The 17,102-nt window shown below is 69.6% G+C and carries 14 protein-coding genes and 1 riboswitch; of the genes, 8 read left to right on the top strand and 6 right to left on the bottom strand.

The annotated features are described in order from the left end of the window. The first annotated feature begins 91 nt into the window (after positions 1–91). The 6 genes from ABD366_RS22610 to ABD366_RS22585 all read left to right on the top strand — a co-directional run bounded on the left by ABD366_RS22610 (position 92) and on the right by ABD366_RS22585 (position 7,366). Complete coding sequence (locus ABD366_RS22610; protein WP_344442341.1) at positions 92–1,423, top strand: HD-GYP domain-containing protein; 1,332 nt, start codon at positions 92–94, stop codon at positions 1,421–1,423. A gap of 65 nt (positions 1,424–1,488) precedes the next feature. Beyond that, the gene (locus ABD366_RS22605; protein ID WP_411293891.1) at positions 1,489–2,721 is read left to right on the top strand and encodes an HD-GYP domain-containing protein; all 1,233 of its coding nucleotides are present in this window, start codon (positions 1,489–1,491) and stop codon (positions 2,719–2,721) included. 96 nt (positions 2,722–2,817) lie between these two features. Beyond that, entirely contained in the window at positions 2,818–3,798 is a 981-nt protein-coding gene (locus tag ABD366_RS22600; RefSeq protein WP_324776174.1) for a tetratricopeptide repeat protein, read from the top strand. A 164-nt stretch (positions 3,799–3,962) separates the two neighbouring features. Further along, on the top strand, positions 3,963–4,613 hold the full coding sequence (gene def, locus ABD366_RS22595; RefSeq protein ID WP_324776172.1) for a peptide deformylase: 651 nt from the start codon (positions 3,963–3,965) through the stop codon (positions 4,611–4,613). 300 nt (positions 4,614–4,913) lie between these two features. Continuing rightward, positions 4,914–5,999 carry a terpene synthase family protein gene (locus ABD366_RS22590; protein WP_411293890.1) on the top strand — a complete coding sequence of 362 codons (1,086 nt, stop codon included), beginning with the start codon at positions 4,914–4,916 and terminating at the stop codon, positions 5,997–5,999. Beyond that, on the top strand, positions 5,996–7,366 hold the full coding sequence (locus ABD366_RS22585) for a bifunctional albaflavenone monooxygenase/terpene synthase (RefSeq protein ID WP_324776168.1): 1,371 nt from the start codon (positions 5,996–5,998) through the stop codon (positions 7,364–7,366). Before ABD366_RS22590 ends, ABD366_RS22585 begins: the two co-directional genes overlap by 4 nt. Here the strand turns inward: ABD366_RS22585 and ABD366_RS22580 are convergent. After that, positions 7,363–8,325 carry a GlxA family transcriptional regulator gene (locus ABD366_RS22580; RefSeq protein WP_324776166.1) on the bottom strand — a complete coding sequence of 321 codons (963 nt, stop codon included), beginning with the start codon at positions 8,323–8,325 and terminating at the stop codon, positions 7,363–7,365. The two genes, ABD366_RS22585 and ABD366_RS22580, sit on opposite strands and share 4 nt — an antisense overlap. Before the next feature lie 94 nt (positions 8,326–8,419). On the opposite strand from ABD366_RS22580, the gene ABD366_RS22575 reads away from it, so the two are divergent. After that, positions 8,420–8,593, top strand: a complete 174-nt coding sequence (locus ABD366_RS22575; protein WP_324776164.1) for a hypothetical protein — start codon at positions 8,420–8,422, stop codon at positions 8,591–8,593. Between the two features lie 15 nt (positions 8,594–8,608). On the opposite strand, the gene ABD366_RS22570 is transcribed toward ABD366_RS22575, so the two are convergent. The 5 genes from ABD366_RS22570 to ABD366_RS22550 all read right to left on the bottom strand — a co-directional run bounded on the left by ABD366_RS22570 (position 8,609) and on the right by ABD366_RS22550 (position 15,331). Continuing rightward, positions 8,609–9,646, bottom strand: a complete 1,038-nt coding sequence (locus tag ABD366_RS22570) for a ribonucleotide-diphosphate reductase subunit beta (RefSeq protein WP_324776162.1) — start codon at positions 9,644–9,646, stop codon at positions 8,609–8,611. Then, entirely contained in the window at positions 9,646–12,057 is a 2,412-nt protein-coding gene (locus ABD366_RS22565; protein ID WP_324776160.1) for a ribonucleoside-diphosphate reductase subunit alpha, read from the bottom strand. Before ABD366_RS22565 ends, ABD366_RS22570 begins: the two co-directional genes overlap by 1 nt. 123 nt (positions 12,058–12,180) lie before the next feature. Continuing rightward, a riboswitch (cobalamin riboswitch) is annotated at positions 12,181–12,308 on the bottom strand. Positions 12,309–12,432: 124 nt separating this feature from the next. Continuing rightward, entirely contained in the window at positions 12,433–14,058 is a 1,626-nt protein-coding gene (mctP, locus tag ABD366_RS22560; protein WP_324776157.1) for a monocarboxylate uptake permease MctP, read from the bottom strand. Then, positions 14,055–14,360 carry a DUF3311 domain-containing protein gene (locus ABD366_RS22555; RefSeq protein WP_324776155.1) on the bottom strand — a complete coding sequence of 102 codons (306 nt, stop codon included), beginning with the start codon at positions 14,358–14,360 and terminating at the stop codon, positions 14,055–14,057. Before ABD366_RS22555 ends, mctP begins: the two co-directional genes overlap by 4 nt. Positions 14,361–14,566: 206 nt before the next feature. Then, positions 14,567–15,331, bottom strand: a complete 765-nt coding sequence (locus ABD366_RS22550; RefSeq protein WP_324776153.1) for a GntR family transcriptional regulator — start codon at positions 15,329–15,331, stop codon at positions 14,567–14,569. A gap of 385 nt (positions 15,332–15,716) precedes the next feature. Between ABD366_RS22550 and ABD366_RS22545 the strand changes: the two genes are divergently transcribed. Beyond that, on the top strand, positions 15,717–16,997 hold the full coding sequence (locus tag ABD366_RS22545) for an extracellular solute-binding protein (protein ID WP_324776151.1): 1,281 nt from the start codon (positions 15,717–15,719) through the stop codon (positions 16,995–16,997). Positions 16,998–17,102: the final 105 nt, after the last annotated feature.

Raw genomic sequence — 17,102 nt, 5'->3', positions numbered from 1 at the left:
CCGGGTCCCCGTAATCCCCGCGATGCCGCCCTGGCGGTGTGGATCGCGTCCTATTCTCCGTGAACTGAACGTCACGGGGAGGGAGTCGGGCATGCGGTCCGTTCCGCCGGTGGCCCGTGTCTACGTCCTCCTGGTGGTCGGCGGCGCCCTCGTCTGCGCCGCGCCTGCTGCCTTTTCGGACACCTCGTGGTCGGCCGTCGCGCTGCTCGCTTGCGTGTACGCGGGCTGCGAGCAGGCCGGCCGGTGCCGGCTCGTCGGCCGGCGCGCTCCGAAAGGCATGGGGACCTTCTTTCCCGTGCTCCTTGCAGGAGCGTTCCTGCTGCCGGCCCCGGCCGCCGCTCTCGTCGCCGTGCCCGGCGCCCTCCTCGCCCGTGTCGAACAGCGGCCCGCAGGGCTGCGCCGGTCGTGGCGGGCGGCCCAGCTCGCCCTCGGCATCTGGGCCGCCGCGCAGGCCTTCGGCGCGCTCGGCGGCTCGGGCGCCGTGTCCGGGGCCCGGCTCCCGTACGCGCTCGTGCCCGCTGCCGGCGCCGTGCTCGTCTTCTGTGTCGTACTCACCGTCCTCGACGGCGGCATCCTCGCCGCGGCCGAGCGCGTACCGCTGCGGGCCGCCTGGCGCGGGCTCTTCCTGCGGTCCCTTGCGCCGGTGGCCGTCCACGGGCTCGCGGGCCTTGTGATGGCGGTGCTGTGGGCGAGTCCGTACGGGCCCGTGGCCTCGCTGCTCGTGCTGTTGCCGATGTACATCTCCTGCTGGGTCTTCGCGCAGTACCAGCGCGAGCGGGCCGCCCACCAGGCGACCATCCGGGCCCTCGTCCAGGCCGTCGACATCAAGGACGGCTACACGCGCGGGCACAGCGAGCGGGTCGGGCAGGCGTCCATGATGATCGCCCGGGAGCTGGGGATGGCCGACGAGCGCGTGGAGGTCCTGCGGTTCGCCGGGATCCTGCACGACGTGGGCAAGCTCGGCGTGCCGACACGGTTGCTGAGGAAGGACGGGCCCCTCACGCCCGAGGAGCGGGAGATCATTCAGCTGCACCCCGAGTACGGGCACGAGATGGTCCGCGGCATCGGGTTCCTGGGGGAGGCGCGGGCCGCGATCCTTCATCACCATGAGCGGCTCGACGGGAGCGGGTATCCCTACGGGCTCGCGGGGGCGCAGATTCCGGAGTTCGCGCGGGTGGTCGCGGTGGCGGACGCGTTCGACGCCATGACCTCCACGCGTACGTACTCGCGGGCGCGGCCCGTCGCGGTGGCCCTCGCCGAGCTGGAGCGGTGCGCCGGATCGCAGTTCGACCCGGTGATGGTGCGGGCGCTGGTGCGGGTCCTGGGGCGGGACGGGTGGCATCCCGTGGTGACCGCCGACGAGGGCCGGGTTCCCGGTCCCCGACCGGGCAGTGTGGCCGTGCCAGGGGCGGCCTCCCGGTGACGGAGTGGGCGCCCCCCGGACCGGTGCCCGGCGCGGGCGGCTTCGCCCGCGCCGAACGCCTGCCTGTGGCGGTGGCGGCCGTCTACGTGACGGTCGGCTGCCTCACCTTGGTCGCCCTCGGCTCCACCGCGCGGGACGGGCTCGACGACCCCGGCGTCGCACTCGCCTTCGGACTGCTCGTCGTCGTCGGGGAACTGGCGCGACGGGGCGGGAGCGGCGACCGGGAGTCCGCGCCGCTGGGCTCCGCGGGAGCGCTGGCCTACGCGCTGCTCGGCGGGGACGCCGGGCAGCCCACGCAGCACGGTGCGCTTCAGGTCGTCGCGGTGGCCGTCGCGGGCACGCTCGTCGGCTGCGTCCCGCACGTGGCCCGTGCCAAGGGACCCTCGCCGGACCATGTGGCACGCCGCGTGCTGACCGTCGGCTTCGCCGCTGTCTGCTTCCAACCCCTGTACAACCGGGGCTTGTTGGAGAGATGGGTCGGCCACGGGGCCTACTACGCGCTCCTCGTCGCCGGGCTGCTCGCGCTCACCGCCCTGTGCGACGCCGTGCTCGCCGCCGCCATGGCGCACGCCCGCACCCGCTGGCCGTTCGGACCGCTGCTCCGTGACGAGCTGCGGGCGATGCTCGGCATCGGCTCCGCGGTCTGCGCGACGGGCGCCGTCATGGCGCTCGCCGTCGCCGTGGCCGGGCTGTGGGCGCTGCCCGTCATCAGTCTGCCGCTGCTCCTCACCCAACTGGCCTTCCGGCGCTACGCCGCCGTGCGGGCCACGTACCGGCAGACCATCGCCTCGCTGGCCCGGGCCACGGAGATCGCCGGGTACACCCCCCACGGGCACGCCCACCGGGTGGCCGCGCTGAGCCGGTCCATCGGGCGGGAGCTGGGGATCTCCGAGCCGGATCTGACCGTTCTGGAGTACGCGGCCCTGATGCACGACATCGGGCAGCTCTCCCTCCTCGACCCCGTCGCCCAGGGCGCCACGGCGGGCCTGCACACCGCCCAGCAGCGGCGCATCGCCCTGCTCGGCGGCGCCGTCGTACGGCAGACGGGCGTGGACGCCCAGGTCGCCGTGGTGGTGGAGCGGCAGGCCGATCCGTACCGTGAACAGCCGCTCGCCGCACGGATTGTGCGGACAGCGAACGCGTATGACGAGATGACCAGGGAAGAGGGCCCCCAGGGACCCCTGGCAGCCCTGGAACAGCTGCGTCTGGGCACAGGTCGCGACTACCAGCCCGAGGTCGTGGAGGCACTGGCCAGGGTGGTCGCGCACCCCGGTCTGAGCCTAGGGTCGGCTGGGTAACCCATGGGTAATGAGCGGGCGTCCGACCGTACGTGGTTGGATGCGAAGAAGAGGGTGTCCGGGGGCACGGGCCTCGAGTATCGGCAGGCGGGAATCGTGAGGATCTTCGGCAAGGGACGACACCGGCCCTCCGCCTCGTGGCGGCAGGCCACGGATCGCGCGTTCACGCTGATCGGAGACGGTCGCTACGAGGACGCGGGGGCGCTGCTCACCCGCGCCGCGGACCTGGAACCGTGGCTGTCGGAGTCCTGGTTCAACCTCGCCCTGCTGCACAAGTTCCGGCACGACTGGGAGCAGGCGCGCACCACCGGCCTGCGGGCCGTCGCGCTGCTCGAGCGGGAGAGCGGCGCCCCCGACTGGTGGAACGTGGGGATCGCCGCCACCGCCCTCCAGGACTGGCCGCTGGCCCGGCGGGCCTGGCAGGCGTACGGGCTGAAGGTGCCCGGTGGCGCCACCGCCGCGGGCGAGCCGACCGGCATGGACCTGGGGAGCGCCGCGGTGCGGCTGTCCCCGGAGGGCGAGGCCGAGGTCGTGTGGGGGCGCAGGCTCGACCCCGCGCGCATCGAGGTGCTGTCCATTCCGCTGCCCTCCTCCGGGCGGCGCTGGGGCGAGGTCGTGCTGCACGACGGTGTGCCCCACGGGGAGCGGACCATCGCGGCCGGGCACTCGTACCCGGTCTTCGACGAGATCGAGCTGTGGGCGCCGTCGCCGGTGCCGACCTGGGTGGTGCTCCTCGAGGCCGCCACGGAGTCCGACCGGGACGCCCTGGAGCGGCTCGCGGCCGACGCCGGGTTCGCGGCCGAGGACTGGTCGTCGTCGGTGCGGCTGCTGTGCCGGATGTGCTCGGAGTCGCGGATGCCGTCCGACGAGGGGGACGGCGAGCATCTCGATCCGCACGATCACAGTGAGCCGGGGCACCCCGGGCCGCTGGGGCACCGGACGGACGGGCAGCTGTGGGTGCCGGAGCGGGAGTGCGGGGTGGCTGCGCCGGCTTCGTTGGTTCGGGGGCTGCTGGATGGCTGGGTCGCCGACTCGCCCGATTCCCGGGACTGGCGGGATCTTGAAGAGGTTTGTTAGGCGCGTCGCCGGGTGCGGGTTTCGTTGTGGCTGGTCGCGCCCCGCGGCGGAGCCGCTGATGGACACAGCCCCGCGCCCCTGACGGGCGCTCCTGACAGGCGGCTGTCCCGCCCCCCGTACCCTGTAGGGGTTCTCCGTACATTCCAGGAAGGCTTACCTCGGTCATGGCCCAGCAGGACACCGATCAGCAGCGCGCGGGCGTGCTCCCCGTGGACGACGAGGGCTTCGTCATCGACACCGAGGACTGCGAGGCGCGCGAGGCGGCGTACCGGGAGCGGGGGACGTCGCGGCCGATCACCGTCGTCGGGAACCCCGTCCTGCACAAGGAGTGCAAGGACGTGACCGAGTTCGACGACGAGCTGGCCTCGCTCGTCGACGACATGTTCGCCAGCCAGCGCACCGCCGAGGGTGTCGGCCTCGCCGCCAACCAGATCGGCGTCGACCGCAAGGTCTTCGTCTACGACTGCCCGGATGACGACGGCGTGCGCCACACAGGCGTCGTCTGCAACCCGGTGCTGCGCGAGCTGCCCGCCGACCAGCGCCGCCTCGACGACTCCAACGAGGGCTGCCTGTCGGTGCCGACCGCGTACGCCGAGCTCGCGCGCCCCGACTACGCGGTGGTCACCGGGCAGGACGAGAAGGGCAACGCGATCACCGTGCGCGGCACCGGGTACTTCGCGCGCTGCCTCCAGCACGAGACCGACCACCTGTACGGCTACCTGTACATCGACCGCCTGTCGAAGCGGGAGCGGAAGAACGCCCTCAAGCAGATGGAGGAGGGCACTCCGCGCTACCCGGTGGTCTCCAACGACTGAGCCCTGCGGGGCAGTTGCGCGTCGAGCGGCGCCTGGTACGGATGTTTCCGGCCGGGCGCCGCTCTCGTCTGTTCCCGAGGTCGTCCCACGTAGCCCATGTGTGCGAACAGGACCGGCCGAACGCCACCCATATTCAGTCATGTAAGGGGACGATTCCGGCGACAGGGGGGAGTGAGGGGAGCAAATCCGTTCCCAGAACGGTCAGTTGTAGTGCTGAATAGAAAGCGCGGGGATACGCAACGGCGCGCGCCCGGCACTACGGGAGGCGTACGCCATCAGGCGGCAGAGAGGGGTTTGTACGTGCCTGCATATCCAAAGACAGCGGTCCCACCGGCGCTGGCGCTACCGGTGATCGAGGACGCGTTTCCTCGCAATCTGCACCCCTATTGGCCAAAGCTTCAGGAGGGAACGCGCTCCTGGCTGCTCGAAAAACGTCTGATGTCCGCAGACAAGGTGGAGAAATATGCCGACGGTCTGTGCTACACGGACTTGATGGCGGGCTATTACATTGGCGCGCCCAACGACGTGCTCGCCGCGATCTGTGACTACAGCGCGTGGTTCTTCGTCTGGGACGACCGCCACGACCGCGACGTGATCCACGGCAGGACGGCGAGCTGGCGGCGGCTCGCTGTCCAGCTCCACGCAGCCACAGAGGCCCCACATCTTCACCAGGACCACAAGGACCCCGTGGTCGCGGGCTTCGCGGAGAGCGTCGGCCGGCTCTACGGCTCGCTGAGCCGGACGTGGAACGCCCGGTTCGCCCGCCACTTCCACGTGGTGATCGACGCGTACGACCAGGAGTTCCACAACCGGATCGCCGGAACGGTGCCGTCCGTCGACGAGTACATAGCCCTGCGCAGAAATACGTTCGCGCACTGGATCTGGCTCGACCTGTTGGAACCGACGGCCCAGCATGAACTCCCCGCATGGGTGCGGAAGAACGAGGCATTCAAGCGGGCGGCGCTCGCCTGCCAGGATTTCGCCGCCTGGTACAACGATCTGTGTTCATTGCCCAAGGAACTCGCGGGCGATGAATTGCACAACCTCGGGATAAGCCTCATCAAGCATGAAGGGCTTTCTCTCCGGGAGGCGGTGGCGGAAGTCCGTCGGCGGGTCGAGGGGACCATCGAGGAATTCCTCGACGCGGAGGCGGAGGTGGAGCGGCTCGCCGTTGCTACGGAAAACATCGGCCCGCACGGAAAGGAACTCGCGGAGGCCCTCAGGTCGTGCGTGGGAAATATGCGGAACTGGTTCAGTTCCGTGTACTGGTTCCACCACGAGTCCGGGCGCTACGCGGTGGACAGCTGGGACGACCGGGCGACCCCGCCCTACATCAGCGACGACGAGACGACCGAGCACCAGGACCAGGTAGGTGAGTGCGCATGACCGTCGAATCCACCCTGCCGGCGCCGCCGGCACCCGGTGCGGATCCGGCGCGGCCGCCGCTCGCCCCCGGCGGCGCGCCGCTCCTCGGGCACGCCTGGAACCTGCTGCGCGACCCGCTCGGCTTCCTCACGCGGCTGCGGGACGGCGGCGACGTCGTCCGGCTGAAACTGGGCCCGAAGACGGCCTACGCGGTGTGCGACCCGGAGCTGGTGGCCACGCTGCTCAAGAGCCCGGACTTCCTGGTCGGAGGGCCGCTCTGGGAGACGATGGGCGTCCTGCTCGGCAAGGGCGTGGCGACCAGCAACGGGCCGCTGCACCGGCGTCAGCGCCGGGCCATCCAGCCCGCGTTCAGGATGGACAAGATCCACGAGTACGCGAAGGTGATGGAGGAGGAGGCGCGGGCGATGGCCGGGCGGTGGAGCGACGGGCAGACCGTCGACATCGCGGCCGAGGTGTTCCGCACGGCGACCCGCATCGTGGCCCGCTCCGTGCTCCAGGTCGAGTCCGTCGACGAGCGGGCCGACCGGCTGAGCGCGGCGCTGCACACCGTGTTCGAGGGCCTGTACCGGAGGATGATCCTTTCCTTCGGTCCGCTGTACCGGCTGCCGACACCGGCCAATAGGCGATTCGAGAGCGCACTGGCCGATTTGCATCGGCTGGTCGACGAGATCATCGCCGAGCGAAGGGCGTCGGGAAGCAATCCGGGCGACCTTCTCGCGGCATTGCTCGACGACCGCGACGAGAATGGTGAAACGGTCAACGAGCAGGAGGTGCACGACCAAGTCGTGTCCCTCGTCGTGGCCGGTGCCGAGAATGTCGCGAAGACCCTGACGTGGGTCTTCCAGCTTCTCGCCGAACACCCCGAGCAGGAAAGGCGGTTGTACGCGGAGGTTGAATCCGTGACGGAGGGTCGTCCGGTCGCTTTCGGGGACGTTGGGAAACTCGCATATATGCGGAATCTGCTCACCGAGTCGATGCGGATCCGGCCCGCTGTCTGGATATTGACGCGGCTTGCCGTCGTCGACACGACTCTCGGCGGGTACCGCATTCCGGCCGGGTCCGACATCGTCTACAGCCCGCTGGCCATGCAGCGCGACCCGCGCGCGTTCACCGACCATCTGGCGTTCGACCCCGACCGCTGGCTGCCGGAGCGGGCCGCGGACGTCACGCCCGCGGCGCACGCGCCGTTCAGCGTCGGCAACCGCAAGTGCCCGGGCGACCACTTCAGCATGGCCGAACTGGCCCTGATTTTGGGCACGGTGGTGTCCCGGTGGCGGCTGGTGCCGACCGCGGAGACAGACGGCTCCGCCCGCATCGGGATCACGCTCCAGCCCCGGCGGGCCCTGCTGCGGGTGGAAGGCCGCTAGCTCGCAAGGCGCACCCGGAAGGTCCTTCTGAAGGCGTTGGGCGTCGTGCCCAGCGCCTTCATGAACTGGTGCCGCATCGCCGCCGCGTTGCCGAACCCGGCGCGGTAGGCGATCGCGTCCACCGTCTCGTCCGTACGCTCCAGCAGCTCCTGCGCGAACAGCACCCGCTGACGCAGCAGCCAGCGGTACGGCGTCGTGCCCGTCTCCTGCTGGAAGCGGCGCGCGAAGGTGCGCGGCGACATATGGGCCCGCGCCGAGAGCTCCTCCACGGTCACCGGCGCGTCCAGGTTCCGCTCCATCCAGGCCAGCACCTCGCCGACGGTGTCGCAGCGCGTCGCCGGCAGCGGACGCTCCACGTACTGGGCCTGGCCGCCGTCGCGGTGCGGCGGCACGACCATGCGGCGGGCTATCGCGTTGGCCACCTCGGAGCCGTGCTCGGTGCGCACGATGTGCAGGCACGCGTCGATGCCCGCCGCCGTGCCCGCGGAGGTGATGACCGGGCCCTCGTCGACGTACAGGACGTCGGGGTCGACCCGGGTGCGCGGATACAGGACGGAGAGCTCGCGCGCGTACCGCCAGTGGACCGCGCAGCGGCGGCCGTCGAGCAGTCCGGCCTCGCCGAGCACGAACACGCCCGCGCACAGGCTGAGCACGCGCGCCCCCCGGTCGACCGCCCGCCGCAGCGCGTCGAGCAGTTCCGGCGGGTACTGGTCGAACCGCCGGCCCGCCGAGGGGATCGCGATCAGGTCGGCCTCTTCGAGGCGTTCCAGACCGTACGGGGTGGAGACGGTCATGCCGGGCACATGCGTGGTGAGCGAGGGCCCCTCCGTGGAGGCGACCGCGAAGTCGTACACCGGGAGCCCCGCGTCGCTGCGGTCGAGGCCGAACACCTCGCAGACAACCCCGAGTTCGAAGGGATGCACACCGTCGAGCAGGACTGCGGCCACGTTCTTCAGCATGTCTGCCAGTGTGCCGCAGACCTGGCAGTAATTCGAGGGTCAGTGACAGGACTGCCACTGCCGTGGGGGGCCGGGTGGCGGGAGAGTGGAGGACATGAACACAGCGATGAACTTCCTCACCGTCCTCTTCGTCTTCCTCCTCCTCGCCGCCCCTTCCGTGTACGGGGCTCTCCACGACCGGCGGATCGACCGGCAGATCCGCCGGGCACGGCAGGCGCAGGACGCCGAACTCCACACCCACCGCGCCGAGTTCGCCAAGGTTGCCTGAAAGGCCCGAGGACGCCTAGAAGTCCTCGTCGAAGCCGACCGAACCCTCGACCGCCACCTGGTAAGCCGAGGGCCGGCGCTCGAAGAAGTTGGTCAGCTCCTGGACCCCCTGCAACTCCATGAACGAGAAGGGGTTCTCGGAGCCGTAGACGGGCGCGAAGCCGAGCCGCTGCAAGCGCTGGTCGGCGACGCACTCCAGGTACTGCCGCATCGAGTCGGTGTTCATGCCCGGCAGCCCCTCCCCGCACAGGTCGCGCCCGAACTGCAGCTCGGCCTCGACAGCCTCCCGCAGCATGTCGGTGACCTGCTGCTCCAGCGCGTCGTCGAAGAGTTCCGGCTCCTCCTTGCGCACCGTGTCGACCACGTCGAAGGCGAAGCTCATGTGCATCGTCTCGTCACGGAACACCCAGTTGGTGCCGGTGGCCAGGCCGTGCAGCAGGCCCCGCGAGCGGAACCAGTAGACGTAGGCGAAGGCACCGTAGAAGAACAGGCCCTCGATGCACGCTGCGAAGCAGATCAGGTTGAGCAGGAAGCGGCGGCGGTCCGCCTGGGTCTCGAGGCGGTCGAGCTTCTCGACCCCCTCTGTTCCATCAAATGCAGCCATCCACTTGAAGCAGAACTCGGCCTTCTCGCGGATGGACGCGATGTTCTCGACCGCCGCGAACGCCGCAGTCCGGTCCTCCGGGTCGGGGAGGTAGGTGTCGAGCAGCGTCAGATAGAACTGGACGTGCACGGCCTCCTCGAACAACTGGCGCGAGAGGTACAGGCGCGCCTCGGGGGAGTTGATGTGCTTGTAGAGCGTGAGCACGAGGTTGTTCGAGACGATCGAGTCGCCGGTCGCGAAGAACGCGACCAGCCGGCCGATCATGTGCTGCTCACCCGGCGACAGCTTCGCGAGGTCGGCGACGTCCGAGTGGAGGTCGACCTCCTCGACGGTCCAGGTGTTCTTGATGGCGTCGCGGTAGCGCTCGTAGAAGTCCGGGTAGCGCATGGGGCGCAGGGTCAGTTCGAAGCCCGGGTCGAGCAGGTTCTTCTGACGGTCTTCGGCAGTCATTACTGGCAGGCCTCGCAGGACTCGGGGTTTTCCAGGGAGCAGGCGACCGCGTCGGTCTCGGGCACGGTCTGTACGGGGACGGTGGCGCGGCCCGCGGCGCGGGCGATGCGCGTCGCGGGGCGCGAGCGCAGGTAGTACGTCGTCTTCAGCCCGGACTTCCAGGCGTACGCGTACATCGAGGAGAGCTTGCCGATGGTCGGCGTCTCCAGGAACAGGTTGAGGGACTGGGCCTGGTCGAGGAACGGGGTGCGGGCCGCCGCCATGTCGATGAGGCCGCGCTGCGGGAGCTCCCACGCCGTGCGGTACAGGGCGCGGACCTCCTCGGGCACCCAGGTGAAGCCCTGCACCGAGCCGTTGGACTCGCGCAGCGCCTCCCGGGTCTGCGCGTCCCAGACGCCGAGCCGCTTCAACTCGTCGACCAGGTACGCGTTGACCTGGAGGAACTCGCCGGACAGCGTCTCGCGCTTGAAGAGGTTGGAGACCTGCGGCTCGATGCACTCGTAGACGCCCGCGATCGAGGCGATCGTCGCGGTCGGCGCGATGGCGAGGAGCAGCGAGTTGCGCATGCCGACGGTGGCGATACGTTCCCGCAGCGCGGCCCACCGCTCCGGCCAGGTCACCTGGGCGTCGGGGTAGTGGTCGGGGTGCAGGACGCCGCGGGCGGTGCGGGTCTTCTCCCAGGCGGGCAGGGGGCCGATGGGGGTCCCCCCTGCACCGGAGCTTGTCGAAGGCGCTTGGGGGCGTTCGGCGAGGTCGGCGGAGGCCTCGTACGCGGCGAGCATGATGCGCTCCTGGATCCGCGTGGAGAGGACCTTGGCCTCGGGGGAGTCGAAGGGCAGCCGCAGCTTGAAGAAGACGTCCTGCAAACCCATCGCGCCGAGGCCGACCGGGCGCCAGCGGGCGTTGGAGCGGCCCGCCTGCTCGGTCGGGTAGAAGTTGATGTCGACGACGCGGTCGAGGAAGGTGACGGCGGTGCGGACGGTCTCGTCGAGCCGCTCCCAGTCGAGCTCGCCGTCGGCCACGAACGCGCCGAGGTTCACCGAGCCGAGGTTGCAGACGGCCGTCTCGCCGTCGTCCGTGACCTCCAGGATCTCGGTGCACAGGTTCGAGGAGTGGACGGTGTGGCCGGGCTCCGCGGTCTGGTTGGCGGTGCGGTTGGCGGCGTCCTTGAAGGTCATCCAGCCGTTGCCGGTCTGCGCGAGGGTGCGCATCATGCGGCCGTACAGATCCCGGGCGGGGATGGTATTCTGCGCCTTCCCCTCGGCCTCCGCCCTGCGGTACGCGTCCTCGAACTCCGCGCCGTACAGGTCGACGAGCTCGGGCACGTCCGCCGGGGAGAACAGCGACCAGTCGGCGCCCTCGGCGACCCGGCGCATGAACTCGTCGGGGATCCAGTGCGCGAGGTTGAGGTTGTGGGTGCGGCGCGCGTCCTCGCCGGTGTTGTCGCGCAGCTCCAGGAACTCCTCGATGTCGGAGTGCCACGTCTCCAGGTAGACGGCGGCCGCGCCCTTGCGGCGTCCGCCCTGGTTCACGGCGGCGACCGACGCGTCGAGGGTCTTCAGGAACGGCACGATGCCGTTGGAGTGCCCGTTCGTGCCGCGGATCAGCGAACCGCGGCTGCGGATGCGGGAGTACGAGAGTCCGATGCCGCCGGCGTGCTTGGAGAGGCGGGCCACCTGGTGGTAGCGGTCGTAGATCGAGTCGAGCTCGTCCAGCGGGGAGTCGAGCAGGTAGCAGCTCGACATCTGGGGGTGCCGGGTGCCGGAGTTGAAGAGGGTGGGGGAGGAGGGCAGGTAGTCCAGGCGGCTCATCAGGCCGTAGAGGGCCGCCACTTCGTCCAGGGCGCGGACGGATTCGTCCTCGGCCAGGCCCGCCGCGACGCGCAGCATGAAGTGCTGCGGGGTCTCGATGACGTGCCGGGTGATCGGGTGGCGCAGCAGGTAGCGGCTGTGCAGGGTGCGCAGGCCGAAGTAGCCGAACCGGTCGTCGGCCGCGGTGTCGATGAGCGCGTCGAGCCGTGCCGCGTGGACGCGGACGAACTCGGCGGTGCGGTCGGCGATCAGGCCCTCGCGGTGGCCGACGGCGACGGAGCCGGTGAAGGAGGTCACGCCCTGCGAGGCGGCCTCGGCGGCGATGGAGAGCGTGAGGAGGCGGGCGGCGAGCCGCGAGTAGACGGGGTCCTCGGAGATCAGCCCGGCCGCGGCCTCGGTGGCGAGTTCGCGCAGCTCGGCCGTGTCGGCGCGGGCGCTGCGGCCGCGCAGGGCGGCGGCGGCGACCCGGCCGGGGTCGGTGCCGGGGAGATCGGCGGTCAGCTCGGTCAGGGTGCGCAGCAGCGCAGTGCCCGGAGCGTCGTCCGGTGCGGCGGAGACCGGTGCGGCCGGGGCTGTTTCGGCGGGCGGCGCGATGGTCACGTGGGGGCTCTCCCTCGCTCGGCTCGAGACCTGCGGGGGAGGAGTGGCTCGGGCACGCGCGAAGGGGCGCCGTCGTCACCGGCCCATTCCGCGAGGCCCGGACGTCTCTCCGTCCGGGCCGGGCGGCTCGGACGGGCTGAGGCAGGTCGTCGGACTCACGTGGGCGCCTTTATGTACGCGTACGTTCACCGTTGCGGGACAGTTCCGGATTTGCACCGGATTCCCCTGCGGCTGCAGCGAGAGCGAGCATACATGTTGTGCCGGGTGTTCGTGGCAGGCCCATATCTTGTGTCGACCGGGTCCGGGGGAAAGATCCCACGCACAAAGGGACGGGCCCCTCCACAGGGAGGGGCCCGTCCTTCGATGCGGGGGTGTCTAGTGCCCGGAGTCCGCTCCGACGACGGGCAGGTCCTGCTGGACGCCCTTGTCGCCCGCGTCCGCGGTGTAGTCCTCGGGCGCCGTCTCGTCGACGCCGTCCGGAGCCTTCACGGCCTTCAGGACGAAGGTCAGGACCACGGTCACGACCACGTTCATGACGAACGCCGTCAGACCGATGTAGCCGATCTCCCCGATGCCGGGAATCTCCTTCGAGGAACCGCCGAAGTGCTTCTGCGTCGGCGACGCCACCCCGTACGCGGCGAGCGTGCCGTAGACCATGCCGACAGCCCAGCCGGCGAGCAGCGCCCAGCGGTGGAACCAGCGCGTGAACAGGCCGCCCACCAGGGCCGGCATGGTCTGCAGGATCCAGATGCCGCCGAGCAGCTGGAAGTTGATGGCGACGGTCTTGTCCATGGTCAGGACGAAGGCGAGAGCGCCGACCTTCACGAGCAGCGACACGAGCTTGGAGACCTTGGTCTCCTGCGCCGGGGTCGCGTCGGGCTTGATGAAGTCCTTGTAGATGTTGCGCGTGAAGAGGTTCGCCGCGGCGATGGACATGATCGCCGCCGGGACCAGCGCGCCGATGCCGATGGCGGCGAAGGCGACACCCGTGAACCAGTCGGGGAACATGTCCTCGAAGAGCTGCGGGATCGCCAGCTGGCCGTTCTGCACCTTGATCCCGGCCGCGATCGCCATGAACCCGAGCAGCGCGAGCAGGCCCAGCATGAGCGAGTAGAGCGGCAGGATCGTGGTGTTGCGGCGGATCACGTTGCGGCTCTTGGACGACAGGGTCGCCGTGATCGAGTGCGGGTACATGAACAGCGCGAGGGCCGAGCCGAGCGCGAGTGTCGCGTACGTCCAGTGGCCCGCCTCACCGGGGGCGAGCGCCCCGACGGGTTTGCCGGTCGCCGGATTGAGCTTCTCGAACTTCTCGCCCGCCGCGGCGAAGATGTCGTCGAAGCCGCCCAGCTTGATCGGGATGTAGATGATCGCGACCAGGATGACGAGGTAGATCAGGCCGTCCTTGACGAACGCGATCAGCGCCGGGGCCCGCAGACCCGAGGAGTACGTGTACGCCGCGAGCACGCCGAACGCGATGAGGAGCGGCAGGTCCTTGATGAACCAGTTCGTGTTCTCGCCGCCGCCGACGCCCATCACGTCGAGCACCGCCTGGATGCCGACGAGCTGCAGTGCGATGTACGGCATCGTGGCGAGGATGCCGGTGATCGCGACGGCCAGTGAGAGGCCCTTGGAGCCGAAGCGTCCGCGCACGAAGTCCGACGTGGTCACGTACCCGTGCTTGTGCGAGACCGACCACAGGCGCGGCAGGAACGTGAAGATCAGCGGGTACACCAGGATCGTGTAGGGCACGGCGAAGAAGCCGGACGCGCCCGCCGCGTAGATCGCCGCGGGGACGGCGACGAAGGTGTACGCCGTGTAGAGGTCGCCGCCGAGCAGGAACCAGGTGATCCAGGTGCCGAACGAGCGTCCGCCCAGGCCCCATTCGTCGAGCGACTCGTTCTCGGACCGGCGCCAGCGCGCGGCGAGGAAGCCCATGACCGTGACGGCCAGGAAGAAGAAGATGAAGACGGTGAGCGCGACACCGTTGACGCCGCCGTTCATCGCTGACCCTCCGGAGCCTGGGTGGACGCGGAGGCCGACGCCTTGCGGCCGCGCTGGTCACGCTGCCACAGCTTGTACGCGATCATCGTGAGCCCGGTCGAGATGATGACCCAGAGCATCTGGTACCAGTAGAAGAACGGGATGCCGATGAAGGTCGGGTCGATCTTGGAATAGGAGCTGACCCAGAGCATCGCCACGAACGGCGCGACCAGGCACAGCCCGATGACGACGCGGACCGGTGTCACCACCGGTCTCCCCACTTCTTGCGCGCCTGTTGGCGCGCCCTTTGGCGCATCGGACATTTCGGGCTCCGTCCCCTCGCTGGTCCCACTTATCTCACGTTTAACGTGCGTGAAATTTAGGCGAGAGTCTTGATCTATGGAACCCCTGTCCGGATAACGGACGAGCTTCTTCCGCTACGGCCGCGCGGACGCCCTCGGTCGGTGGCTGTGCGGACGCCCCAGGCGGTGGCTGTGCGGACGCCTCGGTCGGTGGCTGCGCGGGCGCCTCAGTCGAGCGGGCGCTTGAGCCGCGCCACGAACTTGTACCGGTCGCCCCGGTACACCGAACGCACCCACTCCACCGGCTGGGCCGAGCCGTCGATCGAGTGACGGGAGAGCATCAGCATCGGCAGGCCCACGTCGGTACCGAGCAGGCCGGCCTCGCGCGGTGTGGCCAGTGACGTCTCGATGGTCTCCTCGGCCTCGGCGAGGTGCACGTCGTAGACCTCGGCAAGGGCCGTATAGAGGGACGTGTACTTGACGAGCGACCTGCGCAGGGCGGGAAAACGCTTGGCCGAGAGGTGTGTGGTCTCGATGGCCATGGGTTCGCCGCTGGCCAGGCGCAGCCGCTCGATGCGCAGTACGCGTCCGCCGGCGGAGATGTCGAGCAGTCCGGCGAGCGTGTCGTCCGCGGTGACGTACCCGATGTCGAGCAGCTGCGAGGTCGGCTCCAGGCCCTGCGCCCGCATGTCCTCGGTATAAGAGGTGAGTTGCAGCGCCTGCGACACCTTGGGCTTGGCGACGAAGGTGCCCTTGCCCTGGATGCGCTCCAGGCGGCCCTCGACGACCAGCTCCTGGAGCGCCTGGCGGACGGTGGTGCGCGAGGTGTCGAACTCGGCGGCGAGCGTGCGCTCCGGCGGCACCGGCGTGCCCGGCGGCAGGGTCTCCGTCATGTCGAGCAGGTGCTTCTTGAGGCGGTAGTACTTGGGCACGCGTGCGGTACGGACGGGCGCCCCGCTCTCGTTCTCCGCACTGCTGACGTCGGTGCTCATGCTCCGCCTTCCCGGCTTCGGTGCCGATGCGACCGGCGTCCCCGTCGGCCACGGCTCACATCGTGGCACGGCTCGCTCCGGGGGACTCCCCGCACGCTCCGTGATCCCTCCTTATACCGCCCGTGGCCCGTCTGGTCTAGTCCACGCACCGGATGATGGGAGCGGTCCCGCGAACGCCTCAACACCCTTGTCCCGGCGGGTGGGTGTCGTTCCGATAACGGACGCACAGTCCTTTCTCGGCCACCCTTGACACCTCTATTGGTCTGGGCCAAGCTCCCGGTACTGGTCTACACCATTCACGACCAGGTCCCAGCCCCACAGGTCGTACTCGTCTCAAGTCACCGCGGTGGGCAGGGGGGTTGCTGGCATCCCTGAGGAGGGTGGCGTGAAGCGCAAGCTCATAGCGGCTATCGGTATCGCGGGCATGATGTTCTCGGTCGCGGCGTGCGGCGACAGTGACGACAAGTCCGGCAACGCGGGGGCGGATGCCAAGGAGCTGACCGTCTGGCTGACGGTCGACGCCCAGAACAACTGGCCGGAGCTGGTCAAGGCCGCGGACGCCGCGGTCACCAAGAAGCACCCTGGTATCAAGATCAACCACGAGTACTACGGCTGGCCGGACAAGCCCGCCAAGCTCGACGCCGTGCTCGCCACCGACAAGGTGCCGGACGTGGTCGAGATGGGCAACTCCGAGATGCTCAGCTACATGGTCAAGGGCGCCCTGGCCCCCGTCGACCCGTCGAAGTTCGAGAACTCCGACCAGTGGCTCGACGGCCTCAAGACCTCGGTCACGTACGAGGGCAAGACCTACGGCGTGCCGTACTACGCCGGTGGCCGCATCGCGACCTGGCGCAAGGACATCGCGACCGCGTCCGGGGTCAAGACGACGCCGAAGACGTACAAGGAGCTCACCGGCGACCTGGACAAGATCCAGAAGAAGCAGGGCGACAAGTTCAACGCCTGGTTCCAGCCGACGCGCGACTGGTACGCGGCCATGTCCTTCGTCTACGACGCCGGCGGCTCCATCGCCAAGGAGGAGGGCGGCTCGTGGAAGTCCAACCTCTCCTCGCCCGAGTCCCAGAAGGGCCTCACCGAGTTCAAGAACGTCATCGACAAGTACATGCACGGTGACAAGACCAAGGACGAGTCCGACCGCTACATCGTCTATGGCCAGGGCAAGTCGAACATGATCTTCGGCGCGGCCTGGGAGGGTGCGACCTCCGCCGCCCCGGAGAACGACAAGACCGGCAAGCTCAAGGACAACCTCGAGAACTTCGTCATGCCGGGTCCGTCCGGCAAGGCCATGCCCGTCTTCCTCGGCGGCTCCGACCTCGCCATCCCGGTGAAGTCCGACGCGCAGGCCGTCAGCGCCGAGTGGATCAACGCCTTCACCGGCGCCAAGGGCCAGAAGGGCCTGATGGCCAAGGGCAACCTGCCGAACAACAAGACGGACCTCGCGACGATGAAGGCGGACCCCAAGACGGAGGTCCCCGCCACCGCCGCCGAGTCCAACTGGTTCGTCCCGATGGCCCCGGGCTGGGGTCAGGTCGAGAAGGCCCAGGTCCTGCAGACCATGCTGCAGGAGATCGGCACCGGCAAGAAGTCGGTCGCGGACGCCGCGAAGGCAGCGGACGCCAAGATCGACAAGGTCATCAACAACAAGTGACCTGAGCGCGGGACCCCGCCCCCTGGGGCAGGGTCCCGCCGCCCGTTCGGCTTTGCCGCCTCGCTTGCTGCTCTGCCGTGCTGCTTTGGCCTGTTGCTTCGGCCC

Source organism: Streptomyces kunmingensis, from assembly GCF_039533535.1.
In the GTDB taxonomy this organism is placed as follows: domain Bacteria; phylum Actinomycetota; class Actinomycetes; order Streptomycetales; family Streptomycetaceae; genus Streptomyces; species Streptomyces kunmingensis.
This window is presented reverse-complemented; position numbering and strand designations above follow the sequence as displayed.